The sequence below is a fragment of the Enterococcus mundtii genome, assembly GCF_013394305.1.
GTDB classification, from domain to species: domain Bacteria; phylum Bacillota; class Bacilli; order Lactobacillales; family Enterococcaceae; genus Enterococcus_B; species Enterococcus_B pernyi.
Map to the genome: position 1 here is coordinate 2,253,848 of NZ_AP019810.1, position 16,179 is coordinate 2,270,026.

General features: G+C 36.7%; 14 protein-coding genes. 11 read left to right on the top strand and 3 right to left on the bottom strand.

The features are described 5' to 3' along the window. Window positions 1–33 precede the first annotated feature (33 nt). From HZ311_RS10790 to HZ311_RS16080, 3 genes are all read left to right on the top strand, one after another. On the top strand, window positions 34–372 hold the full coding sequence (locus tag HZ311_RS10790) for a DUF3796 domain-containing protein (protein WP_137072022.1): 339 nt from the start codon (window positions 34–36) through the stop codon (window positions 370–372). 1,516 nt (window positions 373–1,888) lie between these two features. Then, window positions 1,889–1,975, top strand: coding sequence for a putative holin-like toxin (locus HZ311_RS16075; protein WP_353629271.1), 87 nt, complete (start codon window positions 1,889–1,891; stop codon window positions 1,973–1,975). Between the two features lie 156 nt (window positions 1,976–2,131). Next, a complete protein-coding gene (locus tag HZ311_RS16080) occupies window positions 2,132–2,227 on the top strand; it encodes a putative holin-like toxin (protein WP_353629272.1) in 96 nt (31 codons plus the stop codon). A gap of 188 nt (window positions 2,228–2,415) precedes the next feature. On the opposite strand, the gene HZ311_RS10795 is transcribed toward HZ311_RS16080, so the two are convergent. Then, window positions 2,416–4,323 carry a M13 family metallopeptidase gene (locus HZ311_RS10795; protein ID WP_010736193.1) on the bottom strand — a complete coding sequence of 636 codons (1,908 nt, stop codon included), beginning with the start codon at window positions 4,321–4,323 and terminating at the stop codon, window positions 2,416–2,418. 237 nt (window positions 4,324–4,560) lie between these two features. Here HZ311_RS10795 and HZ311_RS10800 point away from each other — a divergent pair, with 237 nt between their 5' ends. From HZ311_RS10800 to HZ311_RS10815, 4 genes are all read left to right on the top strand, one after another. Further along, window positions 4,561–5,415: a hypothetical protein gene (locus HZ311_RS10800; protein WP_023519191.1), complete on the top strand. Its 855-nt coding sequence runs from the start codon at window positions 4,561–4,563 to the stop codon at window positions 5,413–5,415. 77 nt (window positions 5,416–5,492) lie between these two features. Continuing rightward, entirely contained in the window at window positions 5,493–6,473 is a 981-nt protein-coding gene (locus HZ311_RS10805) for a ribose-phosphate diphosphokinase (protein WP_010736191.1), read from the top strand. A gap of 166 nt (window positions 6,474–6,639) precedes the next feature. Next, the gene (locus HZ311_RS10810) at window positions 6,640–7,770 is read left to right on the top strand and encodes a cysteine desulfurase family protein (RefSeq protein WP_023519192.1); all 1,131 of its coding nucleotides are present in this window, start codon (window positions 6,640–6,642) and stop codon (window positions 7,768–7,770) included. Between the two features lie 75 nt (window positions 7,771–7,845). Beyond that, window positions 7,846–8,193, top strand: coding sequence for a DUF1831 domain-containing protein (locus tag HZ311_RS10815; RefSeq protein WP_010736189.1), 348 nt, complete (start codon window positions 7,846–7,848; stop codon window positions 8,191–8,193). Window positions 8,194–8,335: 142 nt separating this feature from the next. On the opposite strand, the gene HZ311_RS10820 is transcribed toward HZ311_RS10815, so the two are convergent. Further along, entirely contained in the window at window positions 8,336–9,115 is a 780-nt protein-coding gene (locus tag HZ311_RS10820; RefSeq protein ID WP_010736188.1) for a hypothetical protein, read from the bottom strand. A gap of 91 nt (window positions 9,116–9,206) precedes the next feature. On the opposite strand from HZ311_RS10820, the gene HZ311_RS10825 reads away from it, so the two are divergent. From HZ311_RS10825 to HZ311_RS10835, 3 genes are all read left to right on the top strand, one after another. Then, on the top strand, window positions 9,207–10,478 hold the full coding sequence (locus HZ311_RS10825) for an MFS transporter (RefSeq protein ID WP_226076711.1): 1,272 nt from the start codon (window positions 9,207–9,209) through the stop codon (window positions 10,476–10,478). Between the two features lie 92 nt (window positions 10,479–10,570). Next, complete coding sequence (locus HZ311_RS10830; RefSeq protein WP_023519194.1) at window positions 10,571–11,179, top strand: metallophosphoesterase; 609 nt, start codon at window positions 10,571–10,573, stop codon at window positions 11,177–11,179. Window positions 11,180–11,335: 156 nt separating this feature from the next. After that, window positions 11,336–12,022: a hypothetical protein gene (locus HZ311_RS10835; protein WP_023519195.1), complete on the top strand. Its 687-nt coding sequence runs from the start codon at window positions 11,336–11,338 to the stop codon at window positions 12,020–12,022. 304 nt (window positions 12,023–12,326) lie between these two features. Here the strand turns inward: HZ311_RS10835 and HZ311_RS10840 are convergent, their stop codons facing one another. Beyond that, on the bottom strand, window positions 12,327–14,240 hold the full coding sequence (locus tag HZ311_RS10840) for a C40 family peptidase (protein WP_023519196.1): 1,914 nt from the start codon (window positions 14,238–14,240) through the stop codon (window positions 12,327–12,329). A gap of 1,549 nt (window positions 14,241–15,789) precedes the next feature. Here HZ311_RS10840 and HZ311_RS10845 point away from each other — a divergent pair. Further along, on the top strand, window positions 15,790–16,047 hold the full coding sequence (locus tag HZ311_RS10845; RefSeq protein ID WP_023519199.1) for a hypothetical protein: 258 nt from the start codon (window positions 15,790–15,792) through the stop codon (window positions 16,045–16,047). The last annotated feature ends 132 nt before the right edge of the window (window positions 16,048–16,179 follow it).

A 16,179-nucleotide genomic window follows, 5' to 3' on the forward strand; every position in this document is an offset into this window, starting at 1 on the left:
AAAGTCGTTTCTACGTGAAGGGAAGGAATCGGTATGAGAAAAGGGAAAGCAAATTTGGGTTTTTTAGGTTTACTGGGAATTTTAGGGTTTTTAGGATATTTGCCAAATCTCTCAGGGTTATTTTCGCTCTTTGCATTATTTTCTTTGTTTGGCTTTTTTTTGGATAACAAAAAATGGGGAAGGTTTGAAAGATTTTTTTACGAAAGAAAGGTTTTAACCAGAAGTATCTTACTGAAAATTATAATTTTTTCACTGTTATTAGCATATATTCTAACTATAAAACTGGGAGAGTTACAAGCGTTCGTCACTATATTTATTAGTATGTTTTTTTCTCTGTTAATTGTTTTAAATTCATATCTGAGCAGAGACTAGTAGGAGTAGTGTCTGCTGATCGGTGAAGAAAGTGTAAAATCATACATAAATTCAAATTAAAAATATCAAAAAGAAATATGAAATAAGCTGAAAAAGGCTCTTCGACAAGTAGTGTTTCTATTTCTACCATTAAGGGGAGTAGAAATGAATCTGGCGACTGAACCCGTCAGCAGTACTTGCAAGTTTGGTAGTAGGTTGTGATTAAGAATATTCCTTTGAATACCATAAGTTAAATAATTGTTATTTGCGAAACTTTTAGAGTATTAATGATAATAAAAGCCAGCTTTGAAATATACTAATCTTGTAGTAGAAATAGATTTGTTTGCATTCTTTACTGCTCTCTCATTTGGGGAAGTAGTTTCTTCTTGAGGTATTTTTGGAATAACTACAAAAGGTTTTAGTACTGAAGATGCTATTGCTAGAGGATTGGACACAAGTGGAAATGGTTGGATTGGATGATAGGTTGGTGAACCAAGCAATGTTTCACAGACTGTTTATTACGTAAGGTACATGAAATAAAACAATGTAAGTAAGGTGAAATAATGAAACAACTGGATTCCCGATATATCGTGGGTGTATTTCTTTTATTGTTTGTTTTAAGAGGAATCTTAGAATTTATTTGGAAAGGAAATTATTCATTTACTCTCGATGAAATTTATTTTAGAGTCCCGATTGTTGTTGGTGTTGTGATTGGATTGGATTGGTACCAATTCATAAAGGCTGGGGTACATTTAAATCTCTTTTTTTCATCTTTTTGAGTGATTATTTACTGAAAAAATCATTTGATCTTTTAGGATTAGAAAAAATAACTTTTACACTAGTACCTTATCTTATTATCTTAGGAGTCCTTTTAATTATTTTTTTTTGCTAGATTGATTATAAAAAACAAAAAAGGGGTTTCCCTACACTAAAAGAAGATCAGATAAAAAGGGGTTGTGACAGAAGTGTTCAGCCTTATTTTCGAAGAGGTTAATTCTGTTCCTACCCTTAGGTGGTGGAAGGGTACTAATGTATCACTCCTTTTTTGGTGTTTATTTATTAATGAGGAATGGAAGAATATAACAAATAAGAAGAATCGGTAATTTTCCATTATTTTCAGATTCAGACTTCTGTTTGTGGTTGATAGGAGAAGTGAGTGCAAGTTTCTAAGCTCACTTCAGCTGATTAAGTAGGAGATTATCTATAAAAATGAGCTAAATATAACAGAGCTTTTTTCGATTGGAGAAATGCACAAACTTTTGAAAATAGAGGTGGGTGGAAAAAACCAGGAAACCCACCTGAAAAACTGAACACCGCTGAAAGTCAGTTAAGTCAAATTGTGGGAGTAACCACCACTCGAGAATCAGAGTCAAAGATTGGTATAGAGATAAAATGAAAAAAGACTGTTTATCGAAGAAATCACTGTAAATAATATGATATAATTTTGAGGTAGAGAAGTGAAAAGATGGTGGCTAATCTCTTGAAAAAGGGGTGATGCCTATGGTTCATAGCTTTATCCCTAGAAGGGGGTAGGCAAGTGTCAAGTTTTGAAGCAATGCAACTGATGATCGCTTTTGCGACATTAGTTTTGCTGATTATTGCCGATAAAGACCAAAAAAAGTAACCATCTAATCCACTTTGGCGAGTAATTAGATGGTTAGAATATCAAACTAATAAAAGCTGCCGTCTTTTTAACGGTTCTACAAATGAGCTATGTTAGCGCATAGCTCATTTTGTTAATCATAGTATAGCAAAATAATTTTACCCTTGCAAATATGAAATAGACAAGTGTCGATTTTTTGAAGCAATGCAACTGATGATCGCTTTCGCAATGTTAGTTTTGCTGATTATTAACTATAAGACGTTAATACAATGAAATATAACTTTAAAAATAAGAGTATAAAGCAAACATTTTGGTGTGTCTGCTCTATACTCTTTTGACTTGTTATTTAACTAAGGTTAGCTTTTGGAACATCGTTTATTTGAATTTAAATCAGAAACAAAAATGAATTTGCAAATGAATTTATTTTTTTGCCCCATACGCCTAGTTTGTTAGGGAATTATTTACCAAATATGCACACGTTCTTCAGGTGCTAGATACATCGGATCTTCTTCAGTGATCGCAAATGTTTCATAAAACTCTGCTAAGTTTTGTGGCTGGATATTCGCCCGAAGTTTCGCAGGTGCATGAACATCGATTTGTAAAAGTAATTGTTGGTATTCTTTTTTCGCTTTTGTACGCCAGATTGTCGCCCAATTCATGAAGAAATCGGCTGCTGAATAATCGTCTTCTGTCATTGCAGCTTCTAGTGCGCAACTTAATCCGCCAGCATCTGCAATATTTTCAGAAACGGTTAGTTTTCCATTGACTGTGCCATCAGCAAAAGGTACACCGTCAAACTGTTCGATCATGGCTTGCGCTTTTTCTTGGAAATGAGCGAAGTCTTCTTCTGTCCACCAGTTATTCAAGTTACCGAACTCATCAAATTTCGCCCCGTTGTTGTCAAACGCATGGGAAATCTCATGGGCAATGACTGCACCGATTCCGCCGAAGTTTGCCGAGCTAGATTGTTCCAAACTATAAAATGGTGCTTGTAAAATCGCAGCTGGGAAAACGATCACGTTTCGGAATGGATGATAGTACGCATTGACTGTATCCGCGCTCATTTCCCATTCATCACGATCAACAGGCTTGTTCCATTTACTGAAACGGTCTTTTAGGGTTAGATGACTAAAGTTCAACGCATTTGAAAGCAAGGTTCCACCTTCATTTGCGGGAACTGTTTGGAACGCATCGAACAAGGCAGGGATTTTATCAGGGTAACCGACTTGGATGCCTAATTTGTTCAATTTCACAATTGCTTTTTCTCGTGTCGCATCACTTAACCATTCATTCGTTTCGAGTCGTTTTTGGTAAACATTGATCATTTTCTTGACCATTTTTTCGACATCTTTTTTCGCTGCTTCGCCAAAATACTTGTTACCGTAGTAATCGCCCAACACATGATCAAACTGTCCAGAAGCAAGGTAGTAAGCTGCTTTCTTTTGTGGCATTGCTTCATCGGTTCCTGATAAAGTCCGAGAGAAGATCCCACTGACTTGACGGAAATCTTCAGATAGATAACTGCTTAGTGAACGCACCGTTTTTACGATCATCCAGCTTTTAAGTAGTCGGAAATGTGGTGTCGTCAAAAGTTCAGCTAAATGTTCAAAGTAGACAGGGTCAGTAACGATCACTTGGTCTGGACGTGTGCCGATCAAGCCAGTAGTCAAGGTAGTTAAGTCAAGAGCATCGGTATATGCCGTAAATTCATTAAAGGCACGTGGATTGTACATTTGGCTATAATCTGCATTTTCTTCCGCGCTTTTAACATGGGGCGCAATCAATTTATCGAATTGGATCGCTTGTTCGACGATTGCTTCTGCCTGACTTCTTTCTCTGCCTGTCATTTCTAAAAGTTGGACCATCATATCAAAAAAGACGGACAATAATTGAGCACCATTTGGATGTTCTGCTTCATAATAAGTTTTATCTGGTAAAAATAAAGAGGGTGGTGAAGCGAAAAAGGCATTGACTTGCGCATTTTTCATATCTGCATCCACATCTAAGACAACAGGCAACGGTAAGCTGTCCAATGTCCATTCGGGAAATTGCTGATTTAATTCGTCAAAGGAAGTGAGTTGCTCGATTCTTTCGAGGATTGGTTGTAAAGGTGTAGCACCTAATTGATCTCTATATTCATAATCATTTGCTAGTTGATAATATGCAAGGAAGTGACGCATTTTATCAGATGTAACTTTTGTTGGATCAGCTAACATCTCATCTGTATCTCGCATCATTAGTTGATCAATGCCATCAACTAAATCCTGAAACCCACCAGTTGCTGGCTTATCGGCAGGAATTGTTGCTGTTTTTAACCATTCTTCATTTACTGCTTCAAAAAAATCTTGTTTCAAACGTTCTTGGTTCATTGAATCATCGCTCCTTTTTAGTTCCGTGTGCCCATTATCTAACAAAAAAGCAGAATAAACAAATGGAATGTAAAATCTATTTCAAAGCGACAAATTTTGTAATCGGTTTCTTTTGTAAGCAAGCTCTAAAAATCATTTTACATACGAATCAGGAAAAATGTTCAAAACGCGCAATCAACCATTAGTCGATCTGATTTATTTTTTTAGGACTATCCCTTATAATGTAGGTGGAGGTGATTGATTCTGAGTAAAGTAAGTGGGAAATGGCAAGAAATCACGCTCGATGGCAAAACAGAGCGAATCAGTGAGTTTCGTCTGCTAAAGAGAAGACGGGAGAACGAATACTATTTAGCAGTGATTTTTGAAAATGAGAGTTATTTGATCGTTGATCCTCATGGAAAACCAGTCGAATTTATTACAGCGGTAAACGCCTATTCAACAAGCATTGCAACATCCACTATGTGGCAAGAAGCCAGTATAAATGCAGAAGGAATTGACGATGAGCTGATCGATAAACTTCTGGCAAAGTGGGCGCAACAAGCGCCAACGACTTATTTAGTTGATTGTTGGGTAGGCTTGCCAGAGCAACGTTTCTTGACTTATAAAAAGTGGCGAACAACGTCTGGTTATCTTTGTGGCACTTATGCGGCAGCAGTGTTACTTGCCTACTATCAAGATTATCGTATGCCGAATCTGATTCCTTCAGATATTCGCCGAAAAGATTCCCGCGATGCGAAAGAATTGATCCAAAAACTGCGTAAAACGATCCAACCTTTAGGCTTGCCCACTGTACCTATCCAAGTAAGTACAGGGATCTCAGCCTTTTTTAGAACACAACAACAACCGATTTATGCCAGAAGTACAGTAGTCGGTTCTTGGCAACGAGCAACAAAGCGGATTCGCGAAGGAAAACCTGTGATGATCGGTATTTTAAGATTGCTAGGCAGTACCTACGGCAATCATTGGGTCACTGCTTATGCTTACTATGAATCAGCTTCTGGTGAGCGTTATTATAAAGTCCATGATAATTGGGGAAACACAAATAAAGTGATTCCTGCAAGTTGGGGAAATGGAACAGCCTCACTTCCTTGATTATTTTCAGAAAATACCAGAAATACGGAACGAAATATGTTAAACTATCGAAGAATAGAGAAGTTTGGGAGGATGTCATGAGTAAAAAGTATCAGGACGACACGTTGAAAATCTTTAGTTTGAATGGGAATCGACCGTTAGCAGAAAAAATCGCCAAAGTATTTGGAACAGAGTTAGGGAAAAGTGTAGTCAAACAATTTAGTGATGGAGAAATTTCAATCAACATTGAAGAAAGTATCCGTGGCGACCATGTCTACATCGTTCAATCGACGAATGCACCAGTCAATGATTACTACATGGAATTATTGATCATGATCGATGCGATGAAACGTGCAAGTGCCAAAACGATCAATGTGGTGTTGCCTTATTATGGTTATGCGAGACAAGACCGTACAGCGAAGCCCCATGAACCAATTACAGCAAAATTGATTGCGAACATGCTTGAAGAAGCAGGAGCGACTCGTGTATTGACCTTAGATCTGCATACGGTGCAAGTACAAGGATTCTTTGATATTCCAGTAGATAACTTATTTACAATGCCATTATTTGCGCATTATTACCGTGAACTTGGTCTGGTCGGCGATGACATTGTCGTTGTTTCACCAAAGAACAGTGGTGTCCAACGCGCGCGTAGCTTATCAGAGTACTTGAATAGTACGTTAGCGATCGTTGATCATGCGGACGAAGAAGTCGAAGGGACAGCAGCAAGTTACGTGATCGGGAATGTTCAAGGAAAAACGTGTATCCTGGTTGATGATATTTTAAATACTGGATTGACATTCGCTCGAGCAGCCAAAGTCTTGAAAGAAAATGGCGCCAAAGATATCTATGTTTGTGCTTCCCATGGCTTGTTGTCAGAGCCTGCAAAAGAGATCTTGGACGAAGCACCAATCAAAGATATCTGTATCACTGATTCTGTGTATACACCAGAAGACCGTCACCCAGAAAAATTGACGATCGTCACTTGTTCAAACTTGATGGGTGAAGCCGTCAAGCGTATCCATGAAAACACGCCAATGAGCCCACTGTTCCGTTTGGAAGAGAAGAGCTTTAGATAAAAATGAAACACCATAAAATGACGGAATTTAGGTCATTTTATGGTGTTTTTTGCTAGGAACTTGGACATATCTACTAAAAAATCCTCTTTTTGCCTAAGTTTATTTTTGGTAACTGGCTATTTCTATGCTAGAATGTGCCTAGTTCTATTTGAAAGGGATGAATACATTGGGCAATATTTATTTAGATCATGCAGCGACGACGCCGATGCATCCGTTGGTAATCAAAGAAATGATGGATATCATGGAAGGGACATTTGGCAATCCTTCGAGCATTCATGGATTTGGTCGGATGGCTCATGAAAAATTAGAAAATGCTAGACAAATCGTGGCAGATAGTTTGCACGCCCGCCCGCATGAGATTATTTTTAACAGTGGCGGAACGGAAGGTGATAATACTGCGATTCTTGAAACAGCATTCTCACGTCAAAATGAAGGGAAACATCTAATCACTACAGTTATTGAACATCCAGCAGTCTTGAATACGATGAAGTATCTTGAAAACAAGGGTTTTGAGGTTACATATCTACCAGTTGACCAAAAAGGAAATATCTCGATCGCTGACTTCCGCTCGGCTTTAAGAGAAGACACGATTCTAGTCTCGATCATGTACGGGAACAATGAAATCGGTAATTTATTACCAATCAAAGAAATCGGTGAAATTTTACGAGAACATCCAGCCTATTTCCATACGGATGCTGTTCAAGCTTATGGTAATCAAACGATTCATCCTCAAGAGTTAGGAATCGATCTTTTGAGCATATCTGGTCATAAAATCAATGGACCGAAAGGAATCGGTTTTTTATATAAAAGAGATGGCGTAAATATCCCACCTTTGCTTTTAGGGGGAGAACAAGAAGAAAAACGCCGTGCCGGTACAGAAAACTTAGCGGGGATCTGTGGATTAGCGAAAGCGGTAGAAATATTAACACTTGAAGAAAGAGAAGCACGTAATAAAAAATACTTGGACTTCCAACAACTGATTTTAGATAAATTGACAGAAAATGAGATTGAATATGCAATCAATGGGGATTTGACGAATAAATTACCTCATGTACTGAATTTACGTATTCCAGGGATCGTCAACGATCTATTGTTGATGAAATTGGATCTACAAGGCTTTGCGATCTCGATCGGTTCGGCATGTACTGCTGGAAATATCGAACCTTCTCATGTACTAGAAGCCATGTATGGAAAAGGAACACCATTCTTGAAAGAATCCATCCGCATCAGTTTTGGCTATGGGAATACAGAAGAAGAAGTCCAACGATTTGCTGATGGTTTAGTCAAAGCAATCTAAGCGCTAAAAAACCTAGTAAAACGAGTTAGAAACTTTTATAATAAAGAGGAAACTAAACTTACTGAGGTGAAAAAGATGGCATTTGAACAAACAGCGTCCGTACTCGGTTCTCCAGTTAGCTACCGTTTACATCCAGATGCAAAAAGATACACATTACGCGACAATGGCTTTACAGAAACAAATGGCGGGAACTATCAATTGATACGTCCGCTTGATGCAACACCACAAAGCAAAGAGGGTTTTAAATTAAAAATCACGGTTGCAAAAGACATCAAGACAATGAAGATGTCGATCACGACAGCCAATGGCTTGCGTGCAGTCGATATTTTTAAAGATCCAAAGCAAAAAATGAGTCAAGATAAGTTTTATTTCTTGATGGATAGCATGATCAGTCGTGGACTATTTGAAAAAGTAGAAGGCTAAGTACTCATGTGAAACAATAAAGAAAAACAAAAAAGTACCTAAACACTAGAAAAACAAGTGCATGTATCGTCTTCATGTGACAGCGAGCATGCGTAACTGTCCTTCCTAGCGCTTGGGTACTTTTTTATTTATCGGTCAATGATCATTCAACTTTTGACCATTCATCTAATGTTTTTCCTTGGGCATCTTTTAGTTCTAACCAACTATTTGTTCCGCCATAATACAGTAATAGGCTAGCTTCATTCACACTTTTGACGATGATGTCCTCCACAACTTTCCCATCTTTGATCTGCTCTTGGTAGTCAGCCCGCATCTTATCTCCATATTTCGCGGCATAACTAACCGAACCATCTTTATTCAAAGGGGCATCAAGTAATAACGTAGCGCCAGCTTTGATCAACATCTCATTGCGACTGATCCAGTAAAGTGTTGCCTTGCTACCACGAAATTCCACAGTAAAAGGAATCTCGCTGATTTGTTTCGTCCACCGATGACGCGCTTTGGCAGGTTTCTTTTTCGTTGCAGCAAGCGGAGCAAATCCGTAGCCAAACGTTGATAACACAGTCATTACTTTTTCGATCGTCGGGGCTAATTTTTTGGTTGCTTCAACTGGGATTTTTTCTTTGAAATCTTTGTCTTTTTCTAATGTTAGACCAGCTTCGGTGGCTTGATTATTCATTAGATACATAAAATAATCTGCTTCAAGATCCCATGGTAAATGGATAGTGATGACTTGGTCAAAGGATTTTGGGCGGATCTTTGTACCAATTGCCAGACACTTTTTGTCTAAGTAATAAAGATAAAAGGAATTTTCTATTTCTTTTACTGGCTTTGAACAAATAGAGAGTTGGATTTGTTCTTCCTCTAATTGGATCTGTGTTTCAGAAGCAGTGATCGTTGTGTGAAAACTAACCTTAGTCATAGGTGTATCCTCCCGTTTTTTTCTACAGTGTACCATGTTTTTCAAGCAATAATAAAATAATCATAATTATAAAAAAATATAAGACAAATGAATGGTAAAATACAGAAAGAATACAAAATTAGGAGGCGTTATGCAGAAATACTGGAAAAAGAATATTAATTTATTTTTGATGGGACAATTTTTATCAGGAATCACAAGTATGGTTGTTCAATATGCTATTATTTGGTATTTGACGCAAGAAACAGGTTCTGCGACTATTTTAAGTTTTGCCACATTATTAGGAATGCTGCCGATGGTTCTATTAAGTCCATTTGTTGGGCCACTGATCGATCGCTGGGATAAGAAAAAATTATTGATTTATACGGATATCATTGTTGCGATCTTTGCACTTATTTTATCCATTGTAGGAACAGTGATGTCGACCTTTCCGCTCTGGTTAGTGTTTGTCTCTTTATTTATTCGTTCGGTCGCACAGACATTCCAAATGCCGACGATCCAATCAATTTTACCAACAATGGTTCCAGAAGAAGAATTAACAAGGATCAATGGGCGATTGGGTATGGTGCAATCAGCGAATTATATCGTTGCTCCTGGATTAGGTGCTTTTTTATTTGCTGCGGTACCAATGAATGCTTTGATTCTTTTGGATGTATTAGGTGCCATTCTTGGTGTAGGATTGTTGATTCTTGTGGTAATTCCCAAGATGGACATCCAAGGAGAAACGGTTCATTTGTTAGCGGATACTAAATTTGGAGTAAAGAAACTATATGAGAAGCGAGGGTTATGGCATATCATGCTCAATGGGGCAGTTTTCATGCTGTTGTTCATGCCTGCCGCAAGCTTATATCCACTGATGACCATGGGTTATTTTAATGGCACAGTTGGACAAGCGGGATTGATCGAAGTCATTTACGCCGTTGGGATGTTAGTCGGAGGCGCAGTCATTGGTTTTTCTGGTCATTTTAAGAATCGAATGCAGCTAGTGATCATCTCTTATATCGTTTTAGGGGTATCCGTCACAGCAAGTGGTTTATTGCCAGCAACCTCACAAGGATTTATTTACTTTGTTCTGTTGAATGCCATTGCCGGTTTGGCTACGCCTTACTACAATACATTAGTCATGGCGATGATCCAACAAAGTTTTGAGCCAAGCATTTTAGGAAGGGTGTTGGGTGTGTTCAATTCACTGATGTCTCTGTCTGGTCCAATCGGTTTGATCTTTGCTGGACCACTAGCAGATGCTCTTGGCGTGGAGAAATTGTTTGTGATTGCTGGTGTCGGTACATTACTTTGCGCAATTGCACTGTACCTGGTTCCTTCAGCCAGAAACTACGATTTAGAATTACAAAGTAAACATAGCTAAGACAAAGCAATAAATTTCTTTTTTAAAGATAGGCATTGATTGCCTATTTTTTTGTTTTCACATACGATATTTATAAAGGAGAGTGAGCTTAGATGAATTATTTTATCAGTGATATGCATTTTTTCCATGAACGGTTGCTCGGTAATAGTGATTTTTCGCCACGACCATTTAAAAATATTGCCCACATGCACCATCAATTAATCACTAGTTGGAATGCAGTCGTAAAGGAATCCGACCATGTTTATCATCTAGGGGACCTCGCGATGCACCCTAAGTATGAAAAAGGTAGCGCAGAAATTCTTTCCTTAGTCAAAGAACTGAATGGCACGATCCACTTTATCAAAGGGAATCATGACAGTCGGGCCTTTTTCAACTACTTGGAACAACATGATCCGTGGAAAAAGGAAGGAAAGCAAAAGTTTCACTTTTATGATGTAGGTGTCATCATAAAATTCAATCACCAACAATACTATTTGACCCATTATCCATTGTTGCTCGGAGGCAATGATAAAATACGCAATCTTCATGGACATATCCATCACTACAGCGTACCCATCGGCAACGACGTCAATGTAGGCGTAGATGCTCCAGAGCGAGAATTATTAAAAACAAAACGCCCGTTTGGCACGCCACTTTCGGAAGCAGAGATTGAAGAAATCTATGAAGCAAAGTTTCAAGAGCTACAAAAAATTCAACGCTAAACATCGCTCGATAATTTTAAACCGTTAGTTATTTTTAAATTATTCTTAATTAAAGAATAGTTTAGATAATAAGCGGTTTTTGTTTAAATTTAAATCCATTTTTTACCTAGATTTTAAGTTATTATAAATCCATATCAAATAGAGAGGTGATGACATATGATCAAAAAATTGAGTGTAAGTTTAGCTTCAGTTGGCCTATTCAGTGCATTTGCTTTTGGTGCTGTTCCTACCTTTGCTGACACATCGCAAGGAACAGAACAAGTCGGTGAAGAAGTAGAAACAAAAGAAGAACTATTAAAAATGTTGCAAGAAGAATACGGCACAGAAGACAGATTTTATCTTGAATTTGAGGATGATGAATACAAAGAAGAAATCAATCCAGTAACTGGAATGGCTAGAACCACTAATAAAAAAACAGGGGAAACGGAAGAATATGAAGCATTCGGGGAATTTGAATTATTTACAAAAGAAGAATTTCTAAAATCACTACAAGAAGAATACGGGACAGAGGACAAATTCTTTTTAGAGTATGAAGATGATCAAACGAAAGAAGAAATCAATCCGATTACTGGAATGGCTCGAATAACAGATAAGGAAAAGGGGACGATTGAAGAGTACGATGCGTTCAAAGCACTTGAAACAGTCACAAATGACAAACTGCTTCAAACATTGCAAGAAGAATATGGTACAGAAAATCGGTTTTATCTAGTCTATGAAGATGAAGAGATCAAAGAAGAGATTAATCCTGTAACAGGAATGAGTCGACTGACTGATAAAGAATCCGGTGAAGTCGATGAACTCTCCCTCATCGAAGAGACAGAAGTTGCTGGATCAAAAGAATAACCATTAGGAAAAGTAGGTGAGAAGAAGGTGGGGGATGGATTACCTCAAGAAATAAGGCGACAGCTACAAAAATTGTTTTCAAATTTTTGTAGCTGTCGCTTTTCTGATGAGGTTACCTATGTTTCCAACGCATATGCGGTTTTAAGGTGTGAGACAAAAGGAAATGTTACTTTTGTCTCACACCTGTTTTATTTTCGACATTCATCTAGATACTAGGTGGAAAAAGTGTAGAGTTCATTTGTTCAATCCTTGTTAACAACTTTATAGATTCATCAGACATAAAATCCAAGGAGCTATTGAAAGTTTAAATAATACAATTGACGAGTTTTCCTTGATTATTCAATCCTTTACCAACAGTGGCTGTCCCATCATTCAAACGTTTAAGATCATTCGTGATATTTGTTGAGTAGACGATAAGGACCTCTTCTTTTGTATATTGATTCAACCAGTCGATCGCGTAATCCACAGATTGGTTGACGCCGATATGATAGTAATAATTTTGGTAAATCGTTTTGGCTTCATCGGTCATTGTAAAATCATGGTTCAGTCCATACCCGTTTCTCTGAGAAGCAGGCGTAGTGAAAGAGCCATGGAATCGTAGATAAGTAGCGGAACGATAGGTACCATTTTCTAGCTTGATCAAGGCATGGAAGTTATTAAAGAAGTAATACCAAGTCGGACGGTTCTTCGTGTAGGATACATCATAATTCAATGGATTCGGATAGGCCAGATCATAATTTTCATAGACACTTAAATTCTCCGTGTAATCAAATTTTCTTTGAGTAAATGCTGGAGGAGTATGTACTACTTGACTAACTAAATAGCCATATGAAGGATGTGCTTTTTGATCGATTTTTGAATAAGTCGGATTATAGCGTAAGTGATTACTATCCGTCGTGATATCTTTTGAGTAAACAATATCAAAGCTACACTGAGTATAGCGATTGATCCAATTCATCACGTAATTTGGGATATCCGCAAGTTCAATACCATTAGGTACAACAGGGATATTTTTATCTGCGTATTTTTGCTTCGCTTCATCAGTCAAAGCGAAATTGGTGAATAAATCTAATTGTGCAACAACATTTCCATTGGCGTTCCGACCGAGTGTAAGTGATTTATTGGTGTAGGGACGTTGGTTGTTTTGGTCGATGGCTAAGAAATGATAGTCGTTTTCAAGGTAATAAAGGTTAGAATTCGGGCTGAAAACAAAATCTTCACCTTGAAGCGGCGCACCTTCCCCTGACCAAGTAATATTTTTTATATAATCGATGTGTTCGGGAAACGAAGGACTGATTTTTTCCAGTTTATCGGAGCGTTTTATATCATTAGGCGTAATCGTTGGTGATTCGAATAGGTCATCTTTTGACTCGATGTCGATTCCATGGAAATTTGGGTCATCTCCAGGCGTCAGGTCATCAATGCTGCCATCAGGTGTAGCGTTCATATATGCAGCCCATACGAGCATGGAACAGTACCAACTTTGTCTGCTAAAAGTACGATCCCGATGTCCGATTATATCTAATGCAGAATATTTTTTTCCTAATTGACTTTTCATAAATAAAACAGCAGCTTGTTTTTGTAAAACAGTTGCTTCAGGGACTCTTAAGATAGAGGCATTGGTATAATCAAAACGCTCGTCATCTAATACGCCGTAGACAACGCCATCACTTTTGGCGCCGAAGTTTCCTTTTGTCGCTTCAATTGTTCGAATATATGTAAAGGTTTCTTCTTTTCCGTTGATCATATGAGTTTCTTCAACAATATCATCGACAATCATGACATGATGCAGATATCTGATGACCATATCAGCTCTGTTTACCTCAAAAATAACATCTCCAGGCTGGACCGTATTTAACAAGTCATAAGTACCATATTCCGGCTTCTTTTCAAAAGTAATATTATCTAAAGAATTGCCAATATTGAAAGACCATAGTGGTGGGATTTTCGCTAACCATTCTGCTTCCTCGGTTAAATACGTGTCATTGACGGAATGTGCATATTCTTTTAATTGATCCTCATCTAAATAAGGTGTCTGGTTGTAGTAACCAGCTGAAAATTCCTCAAATGTCTGCTCGAAGGAAGCGTATTCATTTTTGAAAAATTCATAATAATCCTCTAAAGACTGATAAGAGTCCGCTTCGGCATGTACCTGCATATTTGAGAATTGAAGTGAAACGATTAATAAAAAAGTTGTGAAAAAAAGTTTGAGCTTCATGATATTTCCTCCTTAATTTTATGATAAAATAATAACATACAAATATTTATAAAAGCACCTATTTTTTTGATTTTATATGTTTTTTTATATGAATTTATGGAAAAGCTTTTATCTAATTATGTTTATCATTAAAAGTTAATGTGAAGAATTTTCCATTATTTCTCTGCAAGTTAATTAATTCATTTTAAAGTTATTTTAACTTTTATTTTAAATAACGATTTATTGGTTTTTGATTGTTAGATGTATAATTTTTCTATTAATCCAAAAATAGCTTTGATTATTTTAAATGAAGCGAAGAAAGGAGTAGCTTATGAATGGGTACAAAATCGGCTTGTGTACGTCAATGTCCTTATCTATTCTGTGTATTATTGGTTCGCTGGTTGATGGACGTGGACTAATTGGATTATTGTTAGTTTTTTTAACAATTATTCCAGGATTTTTTGGGATCTATTTTACAACTAAAATCACTATGGATAAGCTTCTGAAATCTTTTTTGTTCATCGTAAATTATTTATTCGCAACGCATCTTCATATCAGATATTTCATCCAGTTTTTAACGAGGGTTCTATAGGTTGTCAGAGATCAACGAATAAAAATCAGCTGAATCAGCGAATAGCGTTACCTAAAATTTTTAGAAGAAAGGAAGATTAGATGAACGGTTATAAAATCGGGTTAATTGTTTCTATGATTTTATCGATCTTATGTTTATTGGGAATACTCATAGATTATAGAGGGTATGTTGGTTTTATTTTGTCATTTGTAATCATAATTCCTGGCTTTTTGGGAATTTATTTTACTACAAAAACTACCATGAAAAAGTACATAGAGTGGACTCTGTTAGTCGTGAATTATTTATTTGCGACTACGCTCATCGGATGGGACGTTGTCCATGTTTTCTTACGATTTTTTTATAAATAAAAAGGACCAGACGTATCAATAAAGATATTGAAAGCAGGAGAAAAAAATGATTCAAAATAAAAAATACTGGATTTTGTCGTTTGTATTATTGATACTTTCATGTCTACTTGCTAGACATTATTTTTTATCCTATAGACTATATCCACTTGTATATCAAAGGATTATTGTCTACGGTTGTTGGATACTAAGCGGATTTAGTTTATTTTTTTGTCGGGCGATCAGTAATAAATTTCTGAAACGTATTGTCATTAGCATCAACATTTTCTGTATTTATGGTTGGTGGTTTATATATGATTTTTGAAAATACAGATATTCATAAATTTAAAAGGAGAATAAGATGACGAATAACCAATTCAGATTATCTATAGCAATGTTTTTTTCGATGAGTTGCTTTGTTGGAGGAATCATTTCCGGAGAGAGTGCTCTACGGATTATTTTGTTTTTCATGATGACTTTTCCAAGTCTGCTAGGACTTTATTTTTCCACTAAAGCGGAACTTCGACAGTATAAATGGTTGCTTATTTCTTTGAATTACTTTTTTGCTACGTATATTGTTATTGGGCAATTCATTGAATGGTTTATTAGAAAGTTTATCCAAATGAGTTAAGACTATTTACGAGGAGGAATAGGAATGTTAACCAAGAAAAATTATTTAGAATTTATTCTTTCAATTGTTTTATTGGCAATCTCTATTCTTTTATTTTTATTCTATGCCTATCCGTATTCTAAATTGCAATATGAAATCAGAATATTCATCATGACGGTTTGTTGGTTATGTAGCACTGCAAGTTTGTTTTTTTCAACGAAAATCACTTATCCATATTTGAAAAGAGGAATCATATTAGTGAATTTTTGTTGTATCTATGGTTGGTTATTTTATTTTGGTTAGTCTATGTGTGCTTGTAAAATAGTAAAAAGGAGCGTATAAATGTCTTTTCCAAAAAAATAAGTCTCGTACAAAAAAATCAGTAGTTCTATTGGTATTATCAATTTTTCTTGTATTTATTACGTGTGTCTTTGC